At 65.4% G+C, this 25,181-nt stretch carries 23 protein-coding genes and 1 pseudogene; 16 read left to right on the top strand and 8 right to left on the bottom strand.

All coding sequences use genetic code 11. The annotated features are described in order from the left end of the window. Positions 1-91 precede the first annotated feature (91 nt). The 3 genes from ACFPOB_RS12610 (at position 92) to ACFPOB_RS12600 (ending at position 2,677) form a co-directional block, all read left to right on the top strand. Entirely contained in the window at positions 92-367 is a 276-nt protein-coding gene (locus ACFPOB_RS12610) for a DUF3226 domain-containing protein (protein ID WP_377798787.1), read from the top strand. A gap of 97 nt (positions 368-464) precedes the next feature. Beyond that, entirely contained in the window at positions 465-1,535 is a 1,071-nt protein-coding gene (locus ACFPOB_RS12605) for a serine hydrolase domain-containing protein (protein WP_377798786.1), read from the top strand. 239 nt (positions 1,536-1,774) lie between these two features. Continuing rightward, positions 1,775-2,677 (top strand): DMT family transporter, encoded by a 903-nt coding sequence (locus ACFPOB_RS12600; RefSeq protein WP_377798784.1) that lies wholly within the window; start codon positions 1,775-1,777, stop codon positions 2,675-2,677. Positions 2,678-2,813: 136 nt separating this feature from the next. On the opposite strand, the gene gpt is transcribed toward ACFPOB_RS12600, so the two are convergent. The 7 genes from gpt to ACFPOB_RS12565 form a co-directional block, all read right to left on the bottom strand. Continuing rightward, positions 2,814-3,323 carry a xanthine phosphoribosyltransferase gene (gene gpt, locus ACFPOB_RS12595; RefSeq protein ID WP_291676016.1) on the bottom strand — a complete coding sequence of 170 codons (510 nt, stop codon included), beginning with the start codon at positions 3,321-3,323 and terminating at the stop codon, positions 2,814-2,816. 110 nt (positions 3,324-3,433) lie between these two features. Then, the gene (locus ACFPOB_RS12590; protein WP_377798782.1) at positions 3,434-5,203 is read right to left on the bottom strand and encodes a methyl-accepting chemotaxis protein; all 1,770 of its coding nucleotides are present in this window, start codon (positions 5,201-5,203) and stop codon (positions 3,434-3,436) included. A 417-nt stretch (positions 5,204-5,620) separates the two neighbouring features. Beyond that, a complete protein-coding gene (locus ACFPOB_RS12585; RefSeq protein ID WP_377798781.1) occupies positions 5,621-6,385 on the bottom strand; it encodes a competence/damage-inducible protein A in 765 nt (254 codons plus the stop codon). Between the two features lie 125 nt (positions 6,386-6,510). After that, positions 6,511-7,362, bottom strand: a complete 852-nt coding sequence (locus tag ACFPOB_RS12580; protein ID WP_377798780.1) for an FkbM family methyltransferase — start codon at positions 7,360-7,362, stop codon at positions 6,511-6,513. 70 nt (positions 7,363-7,432) lie between these two features. Next, the gene (fhuF, locus tag ACFPOB_RS12575) at positions 7,433-8,179 is read right to left on the bottom strand and encodes a siderophore-iron reductase FhuF (RefSeq protein WP_377798778.1); all 747 of its coding nucleotides are present in this window, start codon (positions 8,177-8,179) and stop codon (positions 7,433-7,435) included. Beyond that, positions 8,176-9,402, bottom strand: coding sequence for an MFS transporter (locus ACFPOB_RS12570; protein ID WP_377798776.1), 1,227 nt, complete (start codon positions 9,400-9,402; stop codon positions 8,176-8,178). The genes fhuF and ACFPOB_RS12570 overlap by 4 nt, the downstream gene beginning before the upstream one ends. An 8-nt stretch (positions 9,403-9,410) precedes the next feature. Beyond that, positions 9,411-11,507, bottom strand: a complete 2,097-nt coding sequence (locus ACFPOB_RS12565; RefSeq protein ID WP_377798774.1) for a TonB-dependent siderophore receptor — start codon at positions 11,505-11,507, stop codon at positions 9,411-9,413. A gap of 303 nt (positions 11,508-11,810) precedes the next feature. Here ACFPOB_RS12565 and map point away from each other — a divergent pair, with 303 nt between their 5' ends. From map to ACFPOB_RS12515, 10 genes are all read left to right on the top strand, one after another. Continuing rightward, on the top strand, positions 11,811-12,635 hold the full coding sequence (gene map / locus ACFPOB_RS12560) for a type I methionyl aminopeptidase (protein ID WP_377798773.1): 825 nt from the start codon (positions 11,811-11,813) through the stop codon (positions 12,633-12,635). Next, positions 12,632-13,249 (top strand): JAB domain-containing protein, encoded by a 618-nt coding sequence (locus ACFPOB_RS12555; RefSeq protein ID WP_377798772.1) that lies wholly within the window; start codon positions 12,632-12,634, stop codon positions 13,247-13,249. The genes map and ACFPOB_RS12555 overlap by 4 nt, the downstream gene beginning before the upstream one ends. Positions 13,250-13,389: 140 nt before the next feature. Next, complete coding sequence (locus ACFPOB_RS12550; RefSeq protein ID WP_377798770.1) at positions 13,390-14,631, top strand: tyrosine-type recombinase/integrase; 1,242 nt, start codon at positions 13,390-13,392, stop codon at positions 14,629-14,631. Between the two features lie 116 nt (positions 14,632-14,747). Continuing rightward, positions 14,748-15,053, top strand: coding sequence for a thermonuclease family protein (locus ACFPOB_RS12545; protein ID WP_377798769.1), 306 nt, complete (start codon positions 14,748-14,750; stop codon positions 15,051-15,053). A gap of 13 nt (positions 15,054-15,066) precedes the next feature. Further along, complete coding sequence (locus tag ACFPOB_RS12540; RefSeq protein ID WP_377798767.1) at positions 15,067-15,807, top strand: hypothetical protein; 741 nt, start codon at positions 15,067-15,069, stop codon at positions 15,805-15,807. Positions 15,808-16,051: 244 nt separating this feature from the next. Then, complete coding sequence (locus tag ACFPOB_RS12535) at positions 16,052-16,552, top strand: helix-turn-helix domain-containing protein (protein ID WP_377798765.1); 501 nt, start codon at positions 16,052-16,054, stop codon at positions 16,550-16,552. A gap of 108 nt (positions 16,553-16,660) precedes the next feature. After that, complete coding sequence (locus tag ACFPOB_RS12530) at positions 16,661-17,332, top strand: Abi family protein (RefSeq protein ID WP_377798763.1); 672 nt, start codon at positions 16,661-16,663, stop codon at positions 17,330-17,332. 113 nt (positions 17,333-17,445) lie between these two features. Next, on the top strand, positions 17,446-18,639 hold the full coding sequence (locus ACFPOB_RS12525) for an ABC-three component system protein (protein ID WP_377798760.1): 1,194 nt from the start codon (positions 17,446-17,448) through the stop codon (positions 18,637-18,639). 72 nt (positions 18,640-18,711) lie between these two features. Next, on the top strand, positions 18,712-19,143 hold the full coding sequence (locus tag ACFPOB_RS12520) for a three component ABC system middle component (protein ID WP_377798758.1): 432 nt from the start codon (positions 18,712-18,714) through the stop codon (positions 19,141-19,143). Then, positions 19,140-20,312: a DUF2493 domain-containing protein gene (locus ACFPOB_RS12515; protein WP_377798756.1), complete on the top strand. Its 1,173-nt coding sequence runs from the start codon at positions 19,140-19,142 to the stop codon at positions 20,310-20,312. The genes ACFPOB_RS12520 and ACFPOB_RS12515 overlap by 4 nt, the downstream gene beginning before the upstream one ends. 8 nt (positions 20,313-20,320) lie before the next feature. On the opposite strand, the gene ACFPOB_RS12510 is transcribed toward ACFPOB_RS12515, so the two are convergent. Then, on the bottom strand, positions 20,321-23,344 hold the full coding sequence (locus ACFPOB_RS12510) for a class I SAM-dependent DNA methyltransferase (protein WP_377798754.1): 3,024 nt from the start codon (positions 23,342-23,344) through the stop codon (positions 20,321-20,323). Between the two features lie 289 nt (positions 23,345-23,633). Here ACFPOB_RS12510 and ACFPOB_RS12505 point away from each other — a divergent pair, with 289 nt between their 5' ends. From ACFPOB_RS12505 to ACFPOB_RS12495, 3 genes and pseudogenes are all read left to right on the top strand, one after another. Beyond that, on the top strand, positions 23,634-23,795 hold the full coding sequence (locus tag ACFPOB_RS12505; RefSeq protein WP_377798752.1) for a hypothetical protein: 162 nt from the start codon (positions 23,634-23,636) through the stop codon (positions 23,793-23,795). A gap of 133 nt (positions 23,796-23,928) precedes the next feature. After that, positions 23,929-24,393 carry a hypothetical protein gene (locus ACFPOB_RS12500; protein WP_377798751.1) on the top strand — a complete coding sequence of 155 codons (465 nt, stop codon included), beginning with the start codon at positions 23,929-23,931 and terminating at the stop codon, positions 24,391-24,393. Between the two features lie 538 nt (positions 24,394-24,931). Further along, positions 24,932-25,087: pseudogene (locus tag ACFPOB_RS12495) on the top strand (DUF736 family protein); the annotation flags it as partial. Positions 25,088-25,181 lie beyond the last annotated feature (94 nt).

Genomic DNA, 25,181 nt, shown 5'->3' with positions numbered 1-25,181 from the left:
CCGCAGATCAGAAGGCCGCCTGACCTTCACGCGCCCCATCATCGCGCCAGCGGCCCTCGCGCGAAGGCTTCAGTCATGCGGCCCTCCTCGTGTGCGTACGTTGGAGGACTTCGTCACTTACCTCGTCCCAGCAGGCGATGTCCTATTTCCGCGAGTGCGGGAAACCATAGACGGTCTGACCGAAGCCGAGAGGCGGTTTCCGCCAGCTCACCGAACGAAAGCGGAGATTCACACTTGGCTAGCCTGGCAAGCTGAACCCGGTACGCCTATGGGCCTATCAATAGCAAAACGCTATCTGAACCCAGAAGCGGCGCAAGTGTCGACTTTTTTGAGCTGGTTAGAGCGACTGTTCGTGCCAGCCATGTGAGTACGTTTTTCTAAAGCCGCCCGGAGTTTTGGGGCGCGAACCGGCGATAGCCGCAAACGCCAGAACAATGCCCGACCTCCCTCTCCGAGTCCCCGCCTTGCCCAGCTCCCTCTCCCCCGCCCGTCTCCAGGCCGCCATCGACTTCGCGCAGGCGCATGATTCCCCATGGCCGCGCAGCATGTTCTATCCGGACGGCGCCTATGTCGGGAATCGCGAATGGGACGAGACGGGTCCGTGGACGCAGATCGTCGGGCCGGTCGAACCGCGCGGCGGGCCGGCCGGCGTCGTGCTCAAGGGTGGCAAGGTCGTCGCCGAATGGGGCGAGACGAACCGCGCCGACATGACCTTCTCGATCGCCAAGAGCTATCTCTCGGTGCTGGCGGGCCTCGCCGTCGCCGACGGGCTGATCGCCGATATCGACGAGCCGGTGGGCAAAAGCGTCGACGGCCCGCATTTCTCCAGCCCGCATAATGCGAAGATCACCTGGCGCCATCTGCTCAACATGAACAGCGAATGGCAGGGCGAGATTTTCGGCAAATCCGACCAGGTCGACCATTACAGGCAGATCGGCATCGGCGCCGACAACAGCCGCAAGGGCCAGCGCCGCGAGCTGCGCGAGCCCGGCAGCCTCTACGAATACAACGACGTCCGGGTCAACGCGCTCGGCTACGCGCTGCTGCGCCGCTTCCGCAAGCCGCTTCCCGAGGTTCTGCGCGAGCGCATCATGGACAAGGTCGGCGCCTCGCAAGGCTGGCGCTGGGAGGGCTACGAGACCTCGTGGGTCGAGATCGACGGAAAGCGCATGCAGTCGGTCCCCGGCGGCGGCCATTGGGGCGGCGGCCTCTTCATCAGCGCCCGCGACCATGCCCGCTTCGGCCAGCTGATCGCGCAGAACGGCGTCTGGGAGGGGCGCGAGCTGGTTCCCTCGTCCTGGCTGGCGCAGTCGGTCGTGCCCGCGCCGACCCTGCCGAATTACGGCTTCCTCTGGTGGCTGAACCGCGGCCCGGCCGCCAATCCCAAGCTGCCCGCGAGTTCCTTCAGCGCGCAAGGAGCGGGCAACAACCTGATCTGGATCGACCCCGAGCACGAGCTCGTCGCCGTGCTGCGCTGGATCGACAAGGCCGCGATCGACGGCTTCCTGGAGCGACTGGTCGCGGCGGTGGAGTAGGCGGCTCCCTTCTCCCCTCGGGGGAGAAGGTCCGGCAGGGGATGAGGGCGGTTCGACCGGGTGAGCCATCCTTCCCTCATCCGTCAGCGCTTCGCGCTGCCACCTTCTCCCCCCAGGGGAGAAGGGTTCCCCGCGATTCCCGCCCATGCGTCCGGCGTAGAGCCTCCCGCCACGCCCACCCTTGCCGCCGCCTCCCGCTTGAGCCCATAAGCCGCCCTGCTCCCGCAAGGCCTTGAACAGTGTCCAATCCCGCCTCCTCCCGCCTCGCCATCGGCTTTGCCTTCGGCATCCTCTCGGCCGTGATCTGGGGCGTGCAGTCGGTGGTCTCGCGGCAATCGGTGGTCGACGGGCTCTCGGCCGGCGACGTCACGATCCTGCGCTTCCTCGCCGCCTCGCTGGTGCTGCTGCCCTTCGCCATCGCGCGACTGAAACCCTTCCCGGTCGGCAAGCTCGGCTGGAAGCGGGCGCTGATCCTCACCGCCATCGTCGGCCCGAGCTACAGCCTGATCCTGGTCGGCGGGGCGCATTTCGCCCCGGCGCTTCACTCCTCGGTGATCTCGCCCGGCCTCATCCCGGTCGCGACCGCCCTGCTCGCCGTCTTCGTCCTCGGCGACCGGATCAGCCCGCTCAGGGTGATCGGCCTTGCCATCATCGTCGCCGGGATCGCGGTCTTCTCCTTCGAGGCGATGGCCAACACGCCGACCCGCGAGGGCGCCTGGATCGGCGACCTGCTCTTCGTGCTGATCGCGGTGCTCTGGTCGGCGTTCGGCCTGCTCGCCCGGCGCTGGGGCGCCGATGCGGTCGAGGTCACCATGGCGACCTGCCTGCTCTCGGTGCCGCTCCTGCCGCTGCTGGCGCTGGTCCAGCCGGTCAACCTGCTGCAGGTGCCGCTGCCGGCGGTGGCGCTGCAGGCGCTCTATCAGGGCGTCATCGTCGGCGCGGTCGCGCTCTTCCTCTATACGGAAGCGGTCGCGATCCTCGGCGCCGCCCGCGCCGCGCTGTTCCTGCCGCTGGTGCCGGTGGTGACGGCGCTGTCGGGGGCCGCCCTGCTCGGAGAGCGCGCCTCAGGCCTGGAGATCGCCGGCATGGCGCTCGCCGTCACCGGCATGGTGGTGGCGCTCAAGGCACCCAGCAGCGCGTGAACCAATCGCAGCCCTCATCCTGAGGAGCCGCGCAGCGGTGTCTCGAAGGATGCCCCAGCTGGTTCCGGAGCCTCCTGAAGCATCCTTCGAGACGCAGCCTGAAGGCTGCTCCTCAGGATGAGGGCTGAGGATATCCTCAGCCCTTGTGGTCCTTGGCGATCGGCTCGACATAGGCCAGACCCATGTCCCAGGGGAAGTAGATCCAGGTGTCCTGGCTGACCTCGGTGACGAAGGTGTCGACCACCGGCACGCCGGCGGGCTTGGCGTAGACCGTGGCGAAATGCGCGTTCGGCAGCATCTCGCGCACGACACGGGCGGTCTTGCCGGTGTCGGTCAGGTCGTCGACGACCAGCACGCCCTTGCCCTTGCCGTCGCCGATGGCGCGGATCGAGGGGGCGATCTCTTTCATCACCTTGAGCTCGGACTGGTTCTTGTAGTCGTGATAGCTCGCGACGCAGACCGTCTCGATCAGGCGCAGGCCGAGCTCGCGGCAGATGATCGCCGCCGGCACCAGCCCGCCACGGGTGATGCAGACCATCGCCTCGAACGGGCCGGCATCGGCAAGGCGCCAGGCGAGCGCGCGGGCATCGCGGTGGAACTGGTCCCAGGAAACGGGAAAGGCCTTGTTGGCGGAAGCGTCGGCCATGGCGGCGGGTCCTGCGGCAGTCTGAAGAAGAGGCTTTCCGCAAAGCGCATTCGGCCGGCGCTGGCAAGAGCCGTGCAGCGATAATCCCCGCCGCGCAGCTCCTAAGTCGCCTAGAACTCGGCCCAGCCGTCGTCGCCCCGGCCGCCAGCCACCCGGACGCGCGGGAGCGGCACCGGCTTGGCCGGAGCGGCTGCGGCCCTCATCGCCGGCAGGACCGAGCGCAGATCCGCCGCCAATCGCGCCGGCTGGTCGCTGCCGCCGAGCCGGAAGGCGCCGACCAATGCCGCCAGCGCCTGCGTCTCGCCCTGCAGGTCGCGCGACAGCTTCGAGCTGGCATCGGCCATCAGCGAGTTGCGCTGCGTGATCTCGTCCATATGGGCGACGGTCTTGGCCATTTCCTCGACGCCATTGGCCTGCTCGGTCGCCGCGCTCGAGATCTCGGCGATGGTGCCGGCGACGCGGTTGGCCGCATCGACGATCTCGTCGAGCGTGCGGCCGGCATCCTTGACGAGCTGAACGCCGGAGCGGACCTGCTCGCTGGAATTGGCGATCAGCGACTTGATGCCGTTGGCGGATTCGCTGGAGCGGCCGGCGAGCGCCCTGACCTCCGAGGCGACGACCGCGAAGCCCCGCCCGGCATCGCCGGCGCGCGCCGCCTCGACCGCGGCATTGAGCGCGAGCAGGTTGGTCTGGAAGGAGATCTCGTCGATCATCGAGATGATGTCGGCGATCGAGGCCGAGGCCTGCTCGATCCGGCCCATCGCCGCAACCGCATCGGTGACGATCGCCCCGCCGCGCGAGGCGACAGTCTTCGCCTCGTCGCCGAGCGCTGCCGCCTGGCGCGAATTGCCGGCGCTGGTCTTGATCGAGGCGGCGAGCTCCTCGGTCGTCGCCGCCGTCTCCTGCAGGCTCGAAGCCTGGGCCTCGGCGCGCTCGGCGAGCTCGACGCTCTCGCTCGCCATCTTGTCGGCCGCCGCAGCGACCTTGCCGGAGATTGCGCCGACGGCGCCGATCACCTGCGCCATCGTCTCGATCAGCTCGTTGATGCCGCCACAGAGGATGGCGACCTCGCCCTCCTTGCCGGCCATGTCGATGCGGGTCGTCAGGTCCTTATCCTTGGCCCGGCCGATCACGGCCTGCGCCTCGCCGACCGCCTTGGCGAGCTGGCGCGCCGCCTTCTGCTCGGTGATGTCGGTGGCGTATTTCACCACCTTCAGCGGCCGGCCCTTGGCGTCCATGATCGGATTGTAGCTCGCCTGGATCCAGACCTCGCGGCCGCCCTTGCCGAAGCGCTGATACTGGCCGGAATCATATTCGCCGCGGCCGAGCTTCTCCCAGAAGGCGCGATACTCCGGCGAGCTGCGATAGCCGGCGTCGCAGAACATCGAATGATGCTTGCCCTTGATCTCGCCGAGCGAATAGCCGGTGACGGCGAGGAAGTTCTCGTTGGCGTCGAGGATGTGGCCGTCGAGGGTGAACTCGATCACTGCCATCGCCTTGCGGATCGCCGCGGCTTGCCCGGCCATATCGGCTTCGCGGTTCTTCTGATCGGTGATCACCGTCGCGAACTTGATCACCTTGACCGGCTTTCCGCTCCTGTCGAAGACCGGATTGTAGCTCGCCTCGATCCAGAACTCGCTGCCATCGGCGGCGACGCGCTGGAACTGGCGGGCATCGTACTCGCCCTGCCGGAGCCGTTCCCAGAACGCCTTGTACTCGGCGCTCGCGGCGTCTTCCTTGGTCACGAACATGCTGTGATGGCGCCCCCGCACCTGCTCCAGCGTGTAGCCCACCGTCTTCAGGAAATTCTCGTTGGCGTCCAGGATCGTGCCGTCGAGCTTGAAGCTGATCACCGCCATGGCGCGATTGAGCGCCAACATCTCGCCTTCCAGCTCGCGGCGCGAAGCGCCGCCTCGGAATGGATTTAGCCGCATGCCCCGTCCCCCGCATTCAGCCCCGCGAACTCACGGCCCGCAAGAACAAAATGGATGAAAATGGTTTACGGCCTACTAAGCCGAAGACCGAGCAAAAGTCTAAATCGCCACTTGTTTGCGTTTGGTCAAAAATTTTTCGGCAAATATCATGGCATTAGACAAATGAATACCGGGCCAAAAAGCGAATACCTCTCAATCTATATTCACTCTAAGTTTAGTGGAAGCCAAATCATATTAGGTTGAGTCCCGCTCTTCTCGCAAGGTCAGCATCCACCTGTTCTGGGCCTTGAATCTGCTAAACTTTGAACGGCATTAGAAATCTAGGGATCATCAATCACAGGTTGTATGAAATGAAGAATACACCTACTCCCCCAGCCGGGCCCGCTCCACTTCGACCATCGCCTGCACGGCGGCGGTCGCCAGCGCCCGCTTCTCCGGGTCGCGCGAGCGGATGACGATGTTGGTGTCCGGCCCGGTCTCGGACCAGAATGGGTAGGAGCCGATCGAGCAGTCGGGATGAGCCTTGGCGATCTCGGCCAGTGGGCTGCCGATGTCGCCTTCGCGCAGACCCGCCCGCACCGTCTCAGAGAGAATCCTGGCGCCGGTCTTCAGCGTCGGCGCGACGACATCGAGCATGGCCTGCATGATCGCCGGCACGCCGGCCATGACATGGACATTGCCGATCCTGAAACCCGGCGCCTTCGAGACAGAATTGGCGATCAGATCGGCGCCGGCGGGGATGCGGGCCATGCGCATCCTGGCCTCGTTGAGCTGATCCTTGGGAAAGCGCTCCAGCAGCATGTCGACGGCGCGCTGATCGTAGTCGATCGGCACGCCGAAGGCGGCGGCGACCGCGTCGGCCGTGATGTCGTCATGGGTCGGGCCGATGCCGCCAGTGGTGAAGACATAGGTATAGCGCGAGCGCAGCGCGTTCAGCGCCGAAACGATCTCGTCGGTCAGGTCGGGCACGACCCGGACCTCACGTAGCTCGATGCCGATATTGGTCAGGTATTCGGCGATGTAGCCGATGTTCTTGTCCTTGGTCCGGCCGGACAGGATCTCGTCGCCGATCACCAGGATCGCGGCGGTGACCACCGGCTGGAAGGCGGGCGCTGGCGCTGCCGTCATGGGCTTGTCCCTGCTGTTTGATGTCGCCGCATGCGTGCCCCGATACGCCAGCGAGCTAAGCTGCTTGCGCGCGATTGCTCAAGCGGCGCGTCGGTCGGGGCCGCTATGCACGCGCGGCGGGCGCATCACGAGGTCGTGCGCTCGTAGACGAGGTTGAGCCGTGTGTGGGCGAGGAGCTTGTAGCCCTTGCTCTCCAGCAGGGACGGCAGATCGGCCTGCCAGCGACCGCGCGAATCCTCGACGATGACGAAGCCCGGCCAGAGCGCCTCGGGCGCATCGCGCAGGAAAGGCTCCAGGATGAGATCCTCGGCACCCTCGACGTCGAGCTTGATCGCGTCGATCCGCTCGTAGCCCTCGCTCTGCACCAGGGAGAGCAATGTCGTCGCCGGCACCCGCACGGAACTGGCATTGGTGGAGCGCAGGATGCGCACGCTCGATTCGCCCTTGTTGGCGGGATCGAGGAACAGCGTCAGCTCGCCAGGCTTGTCGGCGAGCGCGCAGGCGATCGCCTTGACCGTGCCGAAGGGATTCTGGGCGATATTGTAGGTCAGCCGCGCGAAGATGTCGGGTTGCGGCTCGACCGCGAGGATGCGTGCGCTCCGTCCGGCACGGGCCGCGACGAAGAGCGAATAGGCGCCGATATTGGCGCCGACGTCGATGAAGCTGAAACCCTCGCGGATCCGCGAGGCGAGGAGCTCGCGCTCCCGCGCATCGAAATATTGCGGCGTGAACAGCACGCGCTTCTCGCAGACATTGCCCTCGGGATAGAGCCGCATCTGCGCGCCGAGCGCCTCGATGTCGACGGGCTGCCCCTTGAGCCAGTTGAGCCCGAGGCGGCGCAGGGCGAACGCGAACTTGCGGCCGAGGAAGGAGCCGGACGCACAACGCGTCCAGCCGATGATGCGGGCGATGCTGCCTTGGGGCGCGAAGGTGCCGAAAGGCTGGTCCTCGGCCGGTCGAATTTCATTGAATGCCATTGGCGCGCTGTACACCCCCAGCGCCGATGGCGCCAGAGCCGGATCATCGCCGACAAGGCCTGAAGCCTCCTCAGGCGGCATCGCTCGCCGCCGAAGCGCAGTCGGCATGCAGCGGGCATAGGCTGGCACAGTCGGCGACGCCGGCCAGCAGATAGCGCAAGCAGCAGAGCTTGCGGCGCCGGACCGGCGCGCCCTGCTCGACCGGATAGCGCACCGCCTCGTACATCGGGTTGCGCTGGCCGGACGGCTCCAGGCGCCGCTCCAGCCGCAGGCGCGCCATAGCCAGGGCTTGCGGATCAGTGTGCTTGGCCGGCACCTGCAGTAGCGTCCATTCGAAGATCTGCGCTGCGTTGACCCAGAGCAGCCGCGGCGACACCCGGAACTGCCCGGCGAGCAAATCGACCAATGGCGCGACATGGCCCTCGAACAGGGGCGTGAAGGGGTCGCCGTCGTCGCATCGCGAAGCGCCTGCATCGCAGATGACGATCGCGCTCGTCAGTCCCGCCTCCTGCGGCACGATCGCGACCCGGTCGAGCTCGAGCGGCAGGTCACGCTCGCCGAGCAGGATGGCGGCCGTAGCCGGGATGACCAGCGCGCCGAAATGCCACTGCGACCACATCGAGACCAACGCGCGACGGTCGCTGTCGGGGTAGAGCGCGGCGAAGCGCGCCATCAGCCGCGCCGCCGCGCCTGCGAGAAGCTCCTGCCCGGACACGGTCTCTCCGGCCTCGCCCGGCAGTACGAGCTTGTCCCTGTACCAGCTGAGCGCCTCCGGAAAGCGGGAGGCGAAGGATGGCAGGGGCCGGGCCGCGCTCATCCGAGCACCGCCTCCTCATGCGCGACTGGCCGCGCCGTTCCGGCGGCTCTGCCGAGCAGAGTCACCAATGGCGCCGCGATCAGCGCAACTCCGGCTGCGAGGCCGAAGCAGACGCCGTAGCCGAAATGCTGGGAGACCCAGCCGGCACCGATGCCGCCGGCCATGCTGACCAGCCCGTCCATGCATTGCAGCAGGGTGAAGTCGACGCCGGCCTGGCGCGGATCGGACAGCGCCATGAAGCGGGCATAGAGCGCGACGAAGCCCAGCGCCATGATTCCGGACGAGCTCGCCAGCGCCAGCGCGAGCACGAGCGGCTGCGGCAGGCCGCGCCAGGCGGCGAAGGCGAGGCCGGCAAGCGACAAAGCCTGTAGCACCAACGCCAGCACGAGCACGCTGCGCGCACCTAGAAGGCGCACCAGCGCGCCGCCGAGCAGCGCGCAGGCGAAGCCGACGGCGAGTCCGCCGATGCCGTTGACCAGCCCGATCGATTCAAGATCGAGCCCGCTATCGACCAGATAGGCGCCGAGCATGGCGACGCCCCATTTCTGCGCCGGCACATAGATGGCGGCGAGCGCAAGGCCGGTGCGCATCTCCGGCCGCTTCAGTGCCTCTTTCAATGCGGGTTGGTGGGTCCGCCGTGCCGGCGCAGCCGGGGCCGGCGAAAGCAGGAAGGGCAGCGCCAGCACGACGAGCAGCCCGGCCATGGCGAAAGTAGCAAGCTGCCAGTCGAGCCGCGCCACCAGGACGAGGAAGAGGCCCGAACCGAGCGCCGAACCGAGATAAGCGCCGCCGACCTGGGCGGCATTGCCCCAGCCGTGATGGGCCTGCGACAAGGTCTCGACCGCATGGCCGTCGCAGGCGATGTCGCCGGTCGAGGCGGAGAAGGCGATCAGCACGAAGACGCTGATCAGCGGCACGAAGGCGACCGGCCCGATCAGGCCGACCGCGACGAGCCCGAGGGCCGAGATCAATGTCGTCGCCAGCACGATCGTGCGCGAGCGCGCCGGGCCGGTGCCCGGCAGCCGGTAGCGCTCGACCGCCGGCGCCCACAAAAACTTCAGCGCCCAGGGCAGCACGGCGAGATAGGTCAGGCCGATCTGGTCGAGCGGCAGTCCGCGCTCGCGCAGCACGCTCGGCAAAGCGATGAAGGTCAGCCCGCCGATGACACTCTGGCCGACATAGAGGCCGCCGATCGCCAGGACGATCGCCGCAGGCGAGAGCATGAGCGCCCTCACCAGCGATAACGCAGGCTGGCGATGACCTTGCGTCCCTCGTCGAAATAGCAGTAGCCGGCCGTGCAGGTCTGCTGGACCTCGTTCAGGAGGTTGGTGGCGTTGACCTGGAAGCGCATGCCCTTGAGCTGCGGGCTGAGGTTTTCGAGGTCGTAGCGGATCGAGCCGTCGAGGAAGGCACGCGCCTTGTTGTCGATCACCGGCCGGCCGAGATTGTCGCCGAGGCTGGAGCCGACATAGCGCACGCCGCCGCCGATGCCGAGCCCGCGCGCCGGCCCGGCCTGGACGGTGTAGTCGAGCCAGAGCGAAGCCATGTGATAGGGGATGCTGGAGAGGCGGTTGCCGACCGTCTCCTCTGTCACCTTCTTGATGCGGGCGTCATTGTAGGAATACGAGGCCTGCAGGCTCAGCCCGTTCGCCAGCGAGGCGACGCCCTCGATCTCGAAGCCGCTGGAGCGCAGGTCCAGCTGGACCTGGCGGTTGAGGCCGTCGACGACCTCGTAGACCACGCCATTGTCCTGACGGATATTGAACACGGCGGCGCGCAGCGAGGCGTTGTAGCCCGGCAGATCGTATTTCACGCCGAGCTCGGCCTGCTTGCCCGTGGTGGGCTGGGCGACGCCGCCATTCAGTACCGTGCCGGGATTGGGCACGAAGGAGGTGCCGTAACTGACATAGGGAGCGAGGCCGAAATCGGTGACGTAAGACAGCGCGGCGCGGCCGGTGAACTTGCCGTCATTGCGCTTGCTCTCGGTGGGGACAGCGCCGGCGGCGCCCGCCTCGAACTTGCTGTCGACCCAATCATTGCGGACGCCGGCGGAGAGGCGCCAGCCGCCCCATTTGATCTGGTCCTGCAGATAGACGCCGGTCGTGGTCAGCGTCTGCTCGGTCCGCCACAGGAGGGCCGGGTTGTAGCCGAGCGGCACGCCGCCGAAGCCTTCCTTGTTCTTGTAGTGCAAGCGGCTGACATCGATGCCGGCGAGCAGCGTGTGGTCGACCGCCCCGGTCCGCACCTTCGCCTCCAGCGAGGTGTCGACCGAGAAGCCGGCGGTGTTCTCGCGGGTCAGGCCCGAGCCGAAATAGACATATTGCTGGTTGTTGCCGAGTTGCTGGTAGCGGGCACGCTGGCGGAAGGTGAAAACCTCGTCGAACTTGTGCTCGAGCTCGTAGCCGATGCGAGTCTGCTGCTGGCGGAAATCATTGTAGCGCTTGTCGCCGACATAGACCTTGGTCGCGCCGAGCGTCTTGGACAGCACATTGCCCTGGCGATCGACATAAGGGCCGTAGAGATTGAGATAGGCCGCCGTGCCGCCGGTGGTCGAATCCATGTACTCGCCGAGCACGGTGAGCTTGGTCGCCTCGTTCGGCTTCCAGGTCAGCGCCGGCGCGATGAAGACACGGTCGTCCTTCATCGCGCCGATATCGGTCTTGGCGTCGCGGACGAGCCCGGTCAAACGGTAGAGCAGCGTCCCTTCCGGATTGGCCGGGCCGGAGATGTCGAAATTGAACTGCTTGCGGCCGAAAGAGCCGCCCTGGATCTCGATCTCGCGGAACGGCGTCTCTGTGGGCCGCTTCGAGATCAGGTCGACGATGCCGGCGCTGGTGCTGGCGCCGTAGATCGCCGAGGCCGGGCCGCGCAGCACGCTGATCGCCTCCAGCCCATAGGGTTCGAGCCGCATCAGCCCGTTCGGGCTGCCGATCTGCCGCAGCCCGTCGCGGAAGACGGCGTTTTGGGTGACGTCGATGCCGCGAATGGTGAAGGCGTCATAGCGCGGATCGAAGCCATAGGTGCCGATGCGCGCGCCCGGCGTATAGGCCAGCGCCTCCAGCAGGTTCTGCGGCTTGCGCTGCTCCAGCTGCGTCTGCGTCACCGTCGAGATCGACATCGGCGTCTCGAGCAGCGGCGTGTCCGTCTTGCTGGCGCTGCGGCCGGAGGTGGCGACATAGCCGTTGGCGCTGAAGACGCCCTTCTCGCCGCTGCCCTGCCCTTCGACCACGATGGTGTCGAGCTGGATCCGCTCTGTCCCCTGCGCCAAAGCGGCGATCGGCGTGAGCAGCAGAGCGGACGAACCCAGCAAGGCAGAGCGAATAGTCATAGGCACGCGACTCTCGACAAAATGACAACGAGCGCGGCCTAACAATCGACAATAGTGCGGTCAATACATTTAGTTTTGAATTATTACAAAGAAATGCAGGCAGTATATTCTCCAGATGTCGAATAATATATTATGCCCTGGCGTTATTCTATATGTCCGATAATCACGACAGCTGTCTCCCGACAACTGCCCTGCAGCCTACTGGGCCCCGTGCGGCCAAGCGCGCATTGCGCCGTTCAGCGCACCCGCCTTGCACCACCCGCCAAACCCAATAGATAAGGAGGTCAAGGAGCGGCCTCCGGAATGACCCTGAACGAATCGATCTCGCGTGCGCGGCGCGACCCCGCCATCAAGCTGCACGGCCCCGAGGCCTTCGCGGCGATGCGCCAGGCCGGGCAGCTCACCGCGCGCGGCCTCGACATGCTCGCCGGCGAGGTCAGGCCGGGCGTCACCACCCAGCGCCTCGACGATCTCGCCTTCCAGTTCGCCATGGACAACGGCGCCTACCCGGCGACCCTGTTCTATCGCGGCTACACCAAGTCGATCTGCACCTCGATCAACCATGTCGTCTGTCACGGCATCCCCGACGACAAGCCGCTGCGCGAGGGCGACATCGTCAACATCGACTACACCCTGATCGTCGATGGCTGGCATGGCGATTCCAGCCGGATGTTCGCGGTCGGCGACATCCCGCGCAAGGCCGAGCGGCTGGTCGAGATCACCTATGAAAGCCTGCTGCGCGGCATCCGCGTCGTGCGCCCCGGCGCCACCACCGGCGATATCGGCTTCGCCATCCAGCGCTATGCCGAGGGCGAGCGCTGCTCGGTGGTGCGCGACTTCTGCGGCCACGGCCTCGGCCAGGTCTTCCACGACGCACCGAACATCCTGCACTATGGCAGTCCCGGCGAAGGCGTCGAGCTCAAGCCCGGCATGCTCTTCACCATCGAGCCGATGATCAATCTCGGCAAGGCGAGCGTGAAGGTGCTCTCCGACGGCTGGACGGCCGTGACGCGCGACCGCTCGCTCTCGGCGCAGTTCGAGCACACGATCGGCGTGACCGAGACCGGCTGCGAGATCTTCACGCTCTCGCCCGCCGGCCTCGACAATCCGCTCGCGCCGCGCCCATGAAGACCAGCGGCAACGGCAAACCAGCCTCGCTTGCCGCTGCCCCGGACGACGCCCCGCCGCATCATCTCGGCCACCGCGACCGCCTGCGCCAGCGCTTCCTCGACGCTGGCGACGCCGCCTTGCCCGATTACGAACTGCTCGAGCTCCTGCTTTTCCGCTCGATCCCGCAACGCGACGTTAAGCCGCTCGCCAAGCAATTGATCCAGCATTTCGGCTCCTTCGCCGAAGTGATCGGCGCGCCGATCTCGCGCCTGACCGAGGTCAAGGGCATCGGCGAGAGTGTTGCGCTCGACCTCAAGATCGTCGAGGCAGCGCTGAAGCGCACGATGAAGGGCCAGGTCGCCAAGAAGCCGGTTCTCTCCTCCTGGTCCGCGGTGATCGACTATTGCCGCCTCGCCATGGCCTTCGCCGAGCGCGAGCAGTTTCGCATCCTCTTCCTCGACAAGAAGAACGCGCTGATCGCGGACGAGGTGCAGCAGACCGGCACGGTCGACCACACTCCGGTCTATCCGCGTGAGGTGATGCGCCGCGCGCTGGAGCTCTCCGCGACCGCCCTGATCCTGGTCCACAACCACCCTACTCGCACCGCTTCGATCACGTTCGGTCACGCGTAAGCCCGTTGTATCATCTTGCTTTTCTGGCTTGAAAAGCTGTGGCCTCCTGGGGCAAACTGCGGGCGGTAATTGGGGATCGGAGCACGTTCCGACCTCAGTTAGCGACCGACAACCGCCCTCAACGATATAGGAGATGCGGCATGGGCAGTCTGACTGACGGCGCGATCCGTCGCGCTATCAAGGAGGTCGAGTTGACCGGAAAGCAGCGGACGCTTTCCGATGGCGAGGGCCGCGGTGTCGGTCGGCTCGTGCTCGCCCTTCGACCCATGCCGACACGGGTGCTGTCCGAGTGGATGGCGCAGCAATGGCGGGACGGGAAGCGCATTAAGGCCAAGCTCGGCGACTACCCTTCGATGTCCCTCGCCGCCGCGCGGGAGGTCTTCAAGCGCGACTATGCCGACTCGATCCAGAAGGGTCGCAGCATCAAGATCGCGACCGACACCCGACCGGGCACCGTCGCTGACCTGTTCGAGGGCTATGTCGCCTTCCTCAAAGAGACGGGTAAGTCGTCCTGGAAAGAGACGGAGAAGGGTTTGAACAAGGTGGCGGACACCTTGGGCCGCAACCGCCTTGCCCGGGAGATCGAACCTGACGAAGTCACGGAAGTGCTGCGTCCGATCTTCGATCGCGGCGCGCGGGCGATGGCCGACCACGTCCGCAGCTACATCCGCGCCGCCTACAGCTGGGGCATGAAATCAGAGCTGGACTATCGGAACACGTCTCCGCGGTGCTTCCGCTTGGTCTATAATCCCGCCGCCGGCATCCCTACCGAGCCCAAGGTGGTCGGCACGCGCTGGCTAAACGAGGAAGAATTCCTCCGCCTCTGGCGCTGGCTCGACTGCCCCGACACGCCGGTCCACCCGCCTTACCTCCGGGCGGTGCAGCTCCTGATGCTCACCGGTCAGCGAGTTGAGGAGATTGCTAGGCTTCACGTCGACCAGTGGGACGCGCCCGAGCGCATCATCGACTGGTCAAAGACTAAGAACGGGGCCCCACACGCCACTCCCGTCCCCTCGCTAGCAGCGGAGCTGATCGACTCGATCAAGCCGAATGCTCACGGCTGGTTCTTCCCATCGGCCCAGGACCCGAGCAGGCCGGTGAGTCATGGCACGCTTTACGCGTTCATGTGGCGGCAGCGGGAACGCGGAGTCATCCCGGTCGTCACGAACCGCGACCTGCGGCGGACCTGGAAGACCCTCGCCGGCAAGGCTGGCGTGCCCAAGGAAATCCGGGACCGCATCCAGAACCATGCCCTGCAAGACGTGAGCTCGAAGAATTACGATCGCTGGACCTACATGCCCGAGAAGCGGGCAGGCATGGCCCGGTGGGACAAGTTTGTTCGGGCGCTGCTGTCGCGGAAGCCGATGAAGCGCGCCGCGTGAGGGTCTGGCACTTGATAGCGGCGGCTTCGTTCGGAGCGGTCCTCGCGTGCTGGGCGGCGCCGGCCCTCGCCGACCCGTGCACAGGTCCGCTCCCTACCCGTCCGGGTGCGTTGATCGTGGGCGAGGTTCGCCACGTCGGCGACGGTGACAGCATATGCGTCGGGCGCACGTCCAATATCGCAACTTGGATTGAGATCAGGCTGGCCGACTTCGACGCGCCGGAACTTCACCATTGCGGTGGCGAGCAGGCCAAGCGTGCCTTGGCTCGCCTCGCGCTCAGCCGCCCGGTCACCTGCATCGCGGAGCGTGGCCGGAGCGGACGGGTAATCGTCTACGACAGGGTGCTCGCCCGATGTCGCCTACAAGGATCGTCGCTCGGCGATCTGATGCGCCAAGCCGGCGTGCGGGAGGGCGGGCGTTGAGGAGCATCAGACCGTGACCGACACTAGCGCCGACTCTTCGCCGGAGGAGCATGACGATGATGAACCGCACTTCTTGGCCGACCCTGATGTGGCCGGCGCGTTCGAGCGGATGCTCGATGAGTTCTCGCGCGAAACTGACCGTGGGTCGATCCTGATCGCAGCCGACACCGTCTCCGCTCACTTGGAGAGGATCATCCTCGCGCTTGCGCCGGAGACGTTCACCGCCAAGCGCGTAAAGGGATTGCTCAACTACCCAGGCCCGCTTTCGACGTTTGCGGCCCGCGCCGACATCGCGTTCATGGCGGGCTTCATCGGCGAGAACGCCCATCGGTCGATCGACCTTCTGCGCGGCCTACGCAACAAGGCGGCCCACTCGCAGGGCGCATTCAGCCTGGCCGATCACCGGAAGATCTTGCGCGGGATCTGTGACTTAGGGCCGGGCACCGCTGCCGGTGTCAACCGGTTCGCGGTCGAGCTGATCCTCCGCTCCGTCGTCGACAGGCTTTTAGGACGCGGCGTCGAGCTTGAGGCCGAGATCGGCAGCAACCCCTTCGCTTCGCCCTCCGACATCATCGATGAGCTGAGCGCGCGTCCGGAGCACATGAAGCTGCTCGAGGACAGGCTTCCTCGCATGGAGCTGGCGTTCGGGATCTGGATTCTCTTGGGCTTGATCACGCATCAGAAGAAGGCGATGGTAGCGAAGCGGCTCGGGACGGCCGCCAAAGATGACTTGTCGTCTGGCGAGACGTCGTGACCCCAGTGCATGAATAGTGCGGTTCCAAGGTATGGCCGCCTAATGACCCAGGGGTGGGTTGTGGTTGTTCCCGAGGTCGGGTCCATAACGGCCACTGAAGCAGCGAAACCGTGTCAGCGGGAAGCCGGAACTAGCGTAACGAACGTAGCTCGGGTGGGTCGTCAAACGGCCATACCCGACCCGGTCGCAAGCATTGAACGCGCTATGACGCGTTCGTAGGTTCATGGGCGAAAGGATCACGCCTATGAGCGATATTCCCGCTTCGACCGTCGTCGAGTTCCCCAAGCAGCCGGCCAAGACCGTCTCGTCGCACGAGAAGATCTGGGGCAAGCCCGTGCTCGCCCATGGCTACACGGCGCTTCCCTCGATCCTCATCCAGGCGCAGAGCCGGCTCGGCATCACGCCGCTCCAGTTCAACATCCTGGCTCAGTTGCTGGACTACTGGCGCGATCCGGCGCGAGCGCCGTTCCCGTCGAAGGCGGACCTCGCCGATCGGATCGGCTGCAAGCCGAAGACGATCCAGACGAACATCCGAGCGCTGGAAAAGGCCGGCCTCGTCACGCGAGAGCTGCGCCGCACCGCCGCCGGCGACTGGAACTCGAACATCTACCACCTGACGGGCCTGGTCGGTCGCGTTCAGAAACTTGAACCGGAGTTCGCGGAGGCGAAGGCGAAGAAGCGGGAAGCGCGCGAAGCACAGAAGCGGGCCGAAACGCCCAAGCACCGGAGAAGCGAGCAGCCCTAGAAACAGTTTACCCCGGGCGCATGCCTTGCGGCAGAGGCGATCCCGGGGTGTCCGCAGGTATAGATAGATGAGACCCCACCCCCTTGCAAGCCCTTTGAGAGGCTGCCCGTGACCGAGGTCGCGGACATGGAGGCCGCGCTCTCGCTTGAGCGCTTCGCACGCTACGTGGCCTGGGCTGGCGGCGATCGGGCCCGCGCGCTCGAGCTTTATGCCTTGAACACCCGCATCTCGGAAGCGCTCTATACGCCCCTTCAAGTGCTGGAGCTCGCCTTACGCAATCGGGTGCACACCGTCATGTCGGCGGCGCACGGGGAGCGCTGGTTCGAAGCGGACGACTTGCTGCAGGCGCCCCATCAGCGGGAACAGGTCGAGGTCGCGCTCGCCGAGCTGGCCAAGGACAGCAAGCAACCCTTGCCCGGCCGCGTCGTCGCGGCGCTCACATTCAGCTTCTGGACCGCCATGGTCAGCCCAGCGTACGAGGACCTCTGGCGCAGCACCTTGAGCCCGATCGCGGCCAAGCCCGACGGCAAGCGCCTTAGCCGCAAGCAGCTTTCGCGGCCGCTGACGCCCATTCGGCTCCTGCGCAACAGAATTGCCCATCACGAGCCGATCCTGCATTGGAATACGCAAAAACATCACGCCGCGATGACCGAGATCACGTCGTGGCTCTCGCCCGCCGCGGCCGCGTGGTGCGCCACCGTCGACCGCTACCCTTCCGTGTACCCGGCGGGCGGCTACCATCTCGAGCCCGCGCCGGACCCCGACATCGATGCTGAGTAAAAGGCACAGGTGGGAAGCCACAGTGATGACTTACGTTTTCACGTCGCCTTTTGTATCGTTCCCGGTGTAAACAGGCATGGGAGCGGCGAACCGGTGCGGATAGGCAGGCGCTAATGACGAGCGCGGGTAACACGCACGAGGCGAGCGCATCGGCGGCGGGCTACCTGTTCCAGTGTCGTTATGCGCTCTATGCGGGCCTTCGCGCGATACCCAACGCCCCCCAACTCGAGATCTCGATCGAGAAGTTGGACGATGTCGCTTTCGAGAAGCAGGGCGACCCCACTGAGCTGATCCAGACCAAGCATCACATCGGAAAACAGGGCAATCTCACCGATGCCAGCGCCGATCTTTGGAAGACCCTGCTGATTTGGTCTAAGCGGGTCGCGCAAGATATCGACGCACCGTTTCGGATGCGGTTCGTGCTGCTCACGACCGGAGCCGCGCCAGATGGCTCGGCGGCGTCCTTCCTCCGCATGCGCGACCGCGACGAAGCGGAAGCCGACAAGCGGTTGCTGAACGTCGTCGCCACGTCCAAGAACAAGGACAACGCGGCCGCCTACCAGGCATACGCCGCACTTCCCGAAGAGCTTCGGCTCAGCCTGCTGAGCGCGATCGACGTCCTCGACAGCTCACCCAACATCATCGACGTCCGCGACGAGATCGCACGCGAGGTCTACCACGCGGCCGCGCGGGACCAAGTGGACCACCTCGTCGAGCGTCTCGAAGGCTGGTGGTTCGGCGTGGTCGTGAAAGCGCTGACCGGCGCGGGGCCGAACGCGATCCCGGTGCTCGCCATCGATCAACGCGTCGACGAACTGCGCGAAGAGTTCAAGCGCGATGCCCTACCGATCGACTACAAGTCGATCGACCCACCGCCCGCCGTCGTCGCCGAGTTGGACAAGCGCCCGTTCGTGCGCCAGCTCCGCCGTATTCAGATTGGGCCCAACCGGGTCGAGTGGGCGATTCGGGACTACTATCGAGCTTCCGAACAACGCTCGCGCTGGGCGCGCGAGGACCTACTCGTCGACGGAGAGCTCGAAACGTACGAGCAGGAGCTTGTCGAAGCCTGGCAGCCCCGTCATGCCGCGCTTCTCGACGAACTGACGCCGACCTGCCCGCCTGAGAAGAAGATGCAGCTCGGCCAGGGACTATTCAAATGGGTCGAGCAGGAGGCGAACTTCCCGCTGCGCTCCGTGCGCGAGCGCTTCCTCACCCACGGCAGCTATCACATCCTGTCGAACCGATACGCGCTCGGGTGGCATCCCGACTACAAGACCGACGTCCCGCCCGATGATGGAAAGAGCTGAGCCATGCAGCCATGGCCGGCTCGCGTCGTCGAAGAAGCCAATCTGTTCAACCCCGCCTTCTGCGCGACCCTGTTGGCGAAGGCCGCGGACGAGTTCAGCAAGAAGGGTGCTCGGCCGATGCCGTTCGCGCTCGCATTCCTGATCCTGCCGATAGTCCTTCACCAAGGCACGCGCTCCGCCTTGCCGGGCTCGACGGTGACGTCATTGCTGCCATGGATCCAGGACAATCGCGACCAACTCGTCAACTTCGCCCAGCGGGTGCAGCGGTTGCGCCCGATCACGCGCGAGGCGCTGCTGTTCGGCGCTCAGCATCAGACCTTGATCCTGACCGCAAACGGCGATGTCGCCGTCGGCCCGAAGCGGCAATCGGCGACCGAGAGGAGAACCGGCCTGTTCACCGATGAAGCGCGCGAGTGCGTCGACCTAGCGGGTTTCCTCGGCCGATGGCTGTCCACCGCCGGAACAACCGCCACGATCTACGCCGCCTGGGGAGTCGCGCCATGAGCCTGCAGATCGCGAAGCTGATCCTATACAGCAGGGCGGGCGAAATTCGGGAGCTGCCGCTCCGGACCGGCGCGTTGAACATCCTCACCGGCGCTTCGAAGACCGGCAAATCGGCGATCATCGACATCGTCGACTATTGTACCGGCCGCAGCGAGTGCAACGTCGCCGATGGGGTAATCCGCAAGTATGTCGGCTGGTATGCGCTCCTCTTCCAGCTGAACGAAAGCCAGATCTTCGTCGCCCGGCGCAACCCTCCCCTCGGCGAGCGCACAAGCCCCGACGTCTACCTGGCTCGCGGCTCCGCCCTCGATACGCCGCCCGCCGACGCGCTGGTCAAGAACACGACCGTCTCGGCTCTCGAGAAGTTCTTAGGGGCGGCGATCGGCATCAGCGAGAACGAGCACCGTCCGCCGGTCTCCACACTCCAGGACACCCGCCTCGAGCCCGATCTCGAAGACCTGCTCTGGGGACAGGTGAACCTCTTCCACCGCGCCGCCGAGCGGATAGAGCGCGAGCTCGACGACAACGAGCAGGCGCAGCGCCGGTCACAGCGCGAGCAAGACGGCTCCGAGGTCCGGTCCGTCGAGCTGGAGCGGCTCACGGCCGAAGGACTGACGCTGATCGAGCGCCGCAACAGTTTTGAGCTCATGCGCGACACCGCCGCCGACCTCTACCGCACCCACGCCGGCTCGGCCTGGCTGCCCCGCCACGGCAGCCTCGTGAACCGCAAGGCGCTCACTTCCGCCATGATCGACAGCCGCGACTTCATCGCCGCGCGTCAGCGAGCCGAGACCGAGGTGATGCTGCCGACAGGTCCGAAGGTCGCCTTCACCGGCGGCGAGTTCCAGGACGTGACCGCCATCTGGTCGGCGCTCGACCGGGTGCACGCGAAGCATCCGGGCATGGTGCTCCTGCACGGCGGCAACCCGAAGGATGCCGAAAAGATCGCGTCCCGTTGGGCCGATCACCGCAAGGTGCCGCAGGTCGCCTTCAAGCCCGACTGGGCGAAGCACGGCAAGGCGGCGCCGTTCAAGCGCAACGACCAGATGCTCGACGTCCTGCCGATCGGGGTTGTGGTGTTCCCCGGCACCGGCATTCAGGACAACCTTGCCGACAAGGCGCGCAAGCTCGGCATCCCGCTGTTCGACTTTCGGAAGGGCGGCGCGTGAGCGCTGCCCTATCCAACCCGCGCTTTGTTCAAGTCGAGCAGCGCGCGCAAGGCCTCCTCATCATCGATATCTTCCGCCCAACCGTAGGCAGCTGCGACCGCGGCATCGAGGGCAAGATGCAGTTCGATTAGCCATGCCGGCCGCTCGTTGTAGAGCGCCGTCATCGTGCGTCGGACGAGTTGCCGGCGAGCCGCATCGTCTTTCGGCAATCGCCGAACAGGAAAGCCTTCCACGATCTCAGCTTCCTCAATGATCAGATCGCTAGGATAGAGCCAGGCCTCCCTTGCGGCGTTCAGCTGCACCGCTGCAGCTTCGATCGCCCCGGCGGCAGGTTCTGCTCTCGCCTGCTCAACAGAAACATCCGGCGTCATGCCGGGCGGGAATGGAAAGGTCGCGAACGTCGTTGTGTGCGTGTAGCGCGGGCGGTCTTCTAGGTCGGAACCCTTCCGCAGCGCCCACGCGGCATGGAACCGGCTCTGCAGCAAGCCTAACATCAGATCGTCGTCGCGAGGGATCACGATTAGGTTCTTGTCCGGCAGTACCGGGTACGAGAGCCAAGCAAACACGCGGTGCTGCGCCGTTTCGGCTGTGACGATGTAGCGGCTCAATTCCTCGATTCGTGACCGCATCTCCGGCCTCGGCCAGTGAGGCTCCCACCAGCGAGGCCCGGCACGTTCTCCGAGCTCTGCGCGCAGCTGCTCGATCGTCTTGCCGTCGTCGTCCGGGGTTGTCGCGATATGCCTGAACGGCGAAGCATAGAGCGAAGCCTCCGCCTTGCTCAAACCGATTGGAAGATCGATGAGCCAGACGTCCCGAGGGCGCCCTGTCAGGTCGTCGCCGTTCCAATAGGGCTTCAAAACGGCCGCGTTCCCTCGCCCGTTAGGGTTGGTCGGCTCCCGCATCCAGGCACGTGCGACCTCTCCGGGCACGTCGAATGGGCCGCTCTTCTGGATACCAAGAAACGCGCCGTTCCTGTTTTGTGGCAGCGGCCTAGCCGAAGTCAGATCGATCCCCGTAGTAAGGTCAGGATTTATCGAGCCCACAATCTCGCCATCCAACCTCGCTGGCTCGGTGCCGGCGTCGCCGAAGCAGATCAGCGAGACGTCTACCGCGGCACCATCGACCGTCCACTGCTCTTCGCTCCAAGCCTCGAAGATACGCGTGGCGCCCGTGATACGCTTAAGAACGGGCAAATTTGTATTCTTCCTGATCGAATTGGTCGCGACCAGGCCCACTCGTTTGACCGTTCCCGCTTCGATCATCTCTCGGGCGTTCTCGAACCAATAGCAGACAAGATCAGTGAATCCGGGCAGCCGCCCTTGATAGAGCGCTCGGATTGCCTCGGTCATTTGGACACCCAAGCGCCGCTTCAGCAGCTTCGCGCCGAGGTAAGGCGGGTTGCCGACAATCACATCCGCCGCAGGCCATGCCGCGGCCGTACCATCCTCGTTTATTATGGCATTGCGGCACTCGATGGTGTCCAGGGGCTTGAGGATCGGTTGCCGGCCGATGTTGAAGCCGGACCGCCTCATCCATTGGATTTCGCCGATCCAAACCGAAACGCGCGCGAGTTCCGCCGCGTAGGGGTTTATCTCGATGCCGCGCAGCGCGTCAGGACCGATCGCTGGGAACTCCGGCGGAAAGCCGAGCAGTTCGCCCTCGATGGACACACGTCGCTCAACGTTCTTCAGCTCGACAAGCGCCAAGTAGAGGAAGTTGCCCGAGCCGCAGGCCGGATCGAGGACGCGCACCGCACGGAGACGGGCGAGGAACGCGGCGAACATAGCTCGCGCCTGCTCTCTCGCTTCCTGATAGGCACGGTCAGCAGCGCGAAGCGTGCTCCGGACAGAATCGACGGCGCGGACTCTCTTAGCCTTGATCAGGTCCTGAAATAGTTCGAGCTGCGGCTTGGAGGCGAGCCGACTTTCGACAGCCCGTACTTCTTCTGCGAGTTCAGGGAAGTTGGACGCACCGGCGATGGCTTCTTCCGCGGCCTTCCTGACAGGCTCAATCAGCGCGTTGATGTTCTCACGGACGGCGGCCCACTCCCGCAAGAGCGGCCGAGTGAGCACTGGTTCGATGATCATCATGATCTTGTCTCGGTCGGTGTACTCCGAGCCGGTCTCTGAGCGCTTGTCCGGATCTAAACCTCGCACGAACAACGTGCCGAAGATCGACGGGTCGATCTCGCTCCAGTCTAGCTTCGCGGCCCTGAGACAAAGCGCGATGTCGTCTGGGTCGAGTGCAAACGCCTCATCGTCGTCAAACAGTCCGCCGTTGAACCAATCGATACGCTCAAAGCCGACCAAACCACCGCTCCGCATCGCGGCGAACAGGGTGCTGGCAAGGGTTTGAAATTGACCCGGATCGCTCTTGGCGGCCTCCAGCATCCTGACGAACATCTTGTTCGGTAGGAGTTCCGCGTCTTCGGCAAACATGCAGAAGACCAAGCGGTTGATGAAGTGGGCGACCTGTGCGGCAGGATGTCCACGGGAGCGGAGCGTCTGCGCCAATGTCGCGAACTCGGCTGCTGCATCTTCCGTGAGGTCGTCCCGCGTTTTACCCGGACGCAATCGTTCCGGATCCGACATCGCCCACTTAAGGACCTGCAGATTGCGAGGTTCTCGGAGGTCATCCAGCGAGAACTCGTGCTTCTCGCTGACGGTGTTGGTCCAATTCGTGCGGACCACGAACCGGTCTAGATCGCAAACGATGAGGAGCGGCGGGTTCTCAAGCGCTAACGCGTACTGCTGCAGCTGACCAAACGCGGCTTCGAGGTTTTTGCGTTTACCCTTGTACTCCCATCCAAAACAACCACGCTTCCAAACGTCCGCCCAGCCTTCGCCACCGCTCGTCTTCGTAGCACCCCGCTCAAAGCAATAGAACGTTCCGGCAGGGTCAGCTTCTGCTGGCGTGGGCTCGCCGAGCGCACGGCAAAGATCCAGGAAGTGCTCCTGAGCCGCCGATCGCTCCTTTAGTTCAACCGCGCGCCACTTACGGACAAACGCGTCTACACTGAATGACGTCGACAACCCGACTACCTTCCTGCCCGCATTAGCCCCCCTGGGCCGGTTCTACTCATCCTATAGCCGAGCTGTGGGAGCGCGCCATGCGCCAACTTACCCGTTTGAGCGACGCCCTGCTCTCGTCAGCGCTGATCCTTGGTCCAGCCCAGGGCCTCGTGACGATCAACCCGTAAGGGGTCGGTACGCTGACGCTACCGCCTGCGGCTAATGCCTCCGGTGATCGCGGTCCTGCGCCGGACACGTCGGGCGCCTGTCGAGCGGCGGCGGTCCCCGCTCCCGAACTGGAGCCGGTCAGATGCCCTTGTCCCTCGCTCAGCGTCGCGCTTACGACCTCGCCAAGACGCTCATGATCTGCGTGGTGCTGATCCAGACCGATGCCGGCTACGGCGTCATGCCAGCCTCAGAGTTCGACGGTCCGGCCGAGGCGATCGTCCACGAATACGACCCGTTCGGATGACGGGTCGGCATCAACCCATGCACGGCGTCAGCGTCCAACGCGGATTTCGGCGCCGCCGATCCTTTGCTATCCTACGCTCACGCGCTGTGGAGGTGGTGGATGCGCGTCCTGCCAATTCGCATGGAGGACGCCCATGATCATCGCCACCGCTGCTAGCTTCGCCGTCATCGGCATGCTGCTCTGGCTTCTCTTCACACTCGCCATCTACGCGCTGCCTTTCTACGCAGGCGTGTCGGCTGCGATGTGGGCTTACGGCCATAACGCCGGGCTCATCGGCGCCGTAGTCATCGGCGTCATTGCCGCCGGGCTCACTTTCGCCATCGGTCAGCTGCTGTTCGCTTCCTTGCGATCGCACTGGCTTCGCGCCCTGGTCGCTGCGATCTACGCCGCCCCGGCCGGGGTCGCCGGCTACTCGGCCGTCTACGGCGTGTCCGGCATCGGCGGGGCGGACGAGGCATGGCGCGTTGTCATCGCAAGCGTCGGCGGGGTCGCTGTGGCGGTCGTCGCCTGGACGCGGGTGAGCGCCCTCGCCCCGGGGGCTCGGCCGGGACATCAAGGTCGTCCTGCCCCGCCCCGAACCCTTGATCGGGGCGGCTAACGACGGCTGAGCCAGTCCTGTCCGCACAGGGCGTTGATCGGCGGCGTCATCAATGGTCGCCGCTTAGCCGATCCGGTCGGTACTCCTCATCCGCAACCCCTCGCTCCACCGTCGCCGCCTTCCCAGGCGACGGCCGTGAGGACAGGTCTCCGCCGCGTAGCCCTTAAGGTCCCCAGCCGCCCTTCCGCCCCCTAGTGCCTGTCGTTGCACGACTGGTGTCTCCCCGGCCTTGGCGGCGTCCGATCCGGTCGGCCACGTCTCCTGCTGGGTGCTGTCGGCCCAGGCCCAGTGCGGCCTCTCCAATGGCTTGATCTGGCCGAGGGACGGCTGCGCCTCGATCGCCTGTGCCGCAACGGAGGACCCGCAACTTTCTTCCCCTGACCTTCGGTCATTCCTCGCGAGGCAAGAAAGCCGCGTCTCCTCCGTCCTCCGCTCCGCTGCGGGCCTCCGGCTGCGGCGGCGACACGCCCCCGGCCGGACGATCGCCATCGAGGCCGCGATGGGCGCGGGCTCGAGACAGCAAGACAGGAGACTTCACATGGCGACCATCGGCACCTTTAAGAAGGCCGGCAACGAGTACAACGGCGAGATCGTCACCCTCTCGGTCCAGGCCAAGGGCGTCCGGATCGTTCCCGAGGCGAACCGCGCCAACGAGAACGCCCCTTCCCACCGGGTCTTCGTCGGCAAGGCCGATTATGCGTAGCGCGGGATTATGCGGAGTCGTTGGCTGGCAGCCGCGGTTTTGCGGGGTTTTGTCGCCGTGCCGCTCCGCATAATGGCGGACCGTT

Source organism: Allobosea eneae, assembly GCF_042657265.1.
GTDB lineage: Bacteria > Pseudomonadota > Alphaproteobacteria > Rhizobiales > Beijerinckiaceae > Allobosea > Allobosea eneae.
Note: the sequence above shows the minus strand (reverse complement) of the source record. Positions and strands in the feature narration are given on the sequence as shown.

Bases quoted from the DNA above. Each gene is read 5' to 3' on its own strand.
- ACFPOB_RS12555 (WP_377798772.1), top strand. From the start codon at position 12,632: ATGAAGACCAGCGGCAACGGCAAACCAGCCTCGCTTGCCGCTGCCCCG.
- ACFPOB_RS12590 (WP_377798782.1), bottom strand. From the start codon at position 5,203: ATGTTGGCGCTCAATCGCGCCATGGCGGTGATCAGCTTCAAGCTCGAC.
- ACFPOB_RS12525 (WP_377798760.1), top strand. From the start codon at position 17,446: ATGACGAGCGCGGGTAACACGCACGAGGCGAGCGCATCGGCGGCGGGC.
- ACFPOB_RS12585 (WP_377798781.1), bottom strand. From the start codon at position 6,385: ATGACGGCAGCGCCAGCGCCCGCCTTCCAGCCGGTGGTCACCGCCGCG.
- ACFPOB_RS12550 (WP_377798770.1), top strand. From the start codon at position 13,390: ATGGGCAGTCTGACTGACGGCGCGATCCGTCGCGCTATCAAGGAGGTC.
- map (WP_377798773.1), top strand. From the start codon at position 11,811: ATGACCCTGAACGAATCGATCTCGCGTGCGCGGCGCGACCCCGCCATC.
- gpt (WP_291676016.1), bottom strand. From the start codon at position 3,323: ATGGCCGACGCTTCCGCCAACAAGGCCTTTCCCGTTTCCTGGGACCAG.
- ACFPOB_RS12565 (WP_377798774.1), bottom strand. From the start codon at position 11,507: ATGACTATTCGCTCTGCCTTGCTGGGTTCGTCCGCTCTGCTGCTCACG.
- ACFPOB_RS12515 (WP_377798756.1), top strand. From the start codon at position 19,140: ATGAGCCTGCAGATCGCGAAGCTGATCCTATACAGCAGGGCGGGCGAA.
- ACFPOB_RS12580 (WP_377798780.1), bottom strand. From the start codon at position 7,362: ATGGCATTCAATGAAATTCGACCGGCCGAGGACCAGCCTTTCGGCACC.
- ACFPOB_RS12505 (WP_377798752.1), top strand. From the start codon at position 23,634: ATGCCCTTGTCCCTCGCTCAGCGTCGCGCTTACGACCTCGCCAAGACG.
- ACFPOB_RS12500 (WP_377798751.1), top strand. From the start codon at position 23,929: ATGATCATCGCCACCGCTGCTAGCTTCGCCGTCATCGGCATGCTGCTC.
- ACFPOB_RS12570 (WP_377798776.1), bottom strand. From the start codon at position 9,402: ATGCTCTCGCCTGCGGCGATCGTCCTGGCGATCGGCGGCCTCTATGTC.
- ACFPOB_RS12535 (WP_377798765.1), top strand. From the start codon at position 16,052: ATGAGCGATATTCCCGCTTCGACCGTCGTCGAGTTCCCCAAGCAGCCG.
- fhuF (WP_377798778.1), bottom strand. From the start codon at position 8,179: ATGAGCGCGGCCCGGCCCCTGCCATCCTTCGCCTCCCGCTTTCCGGAG.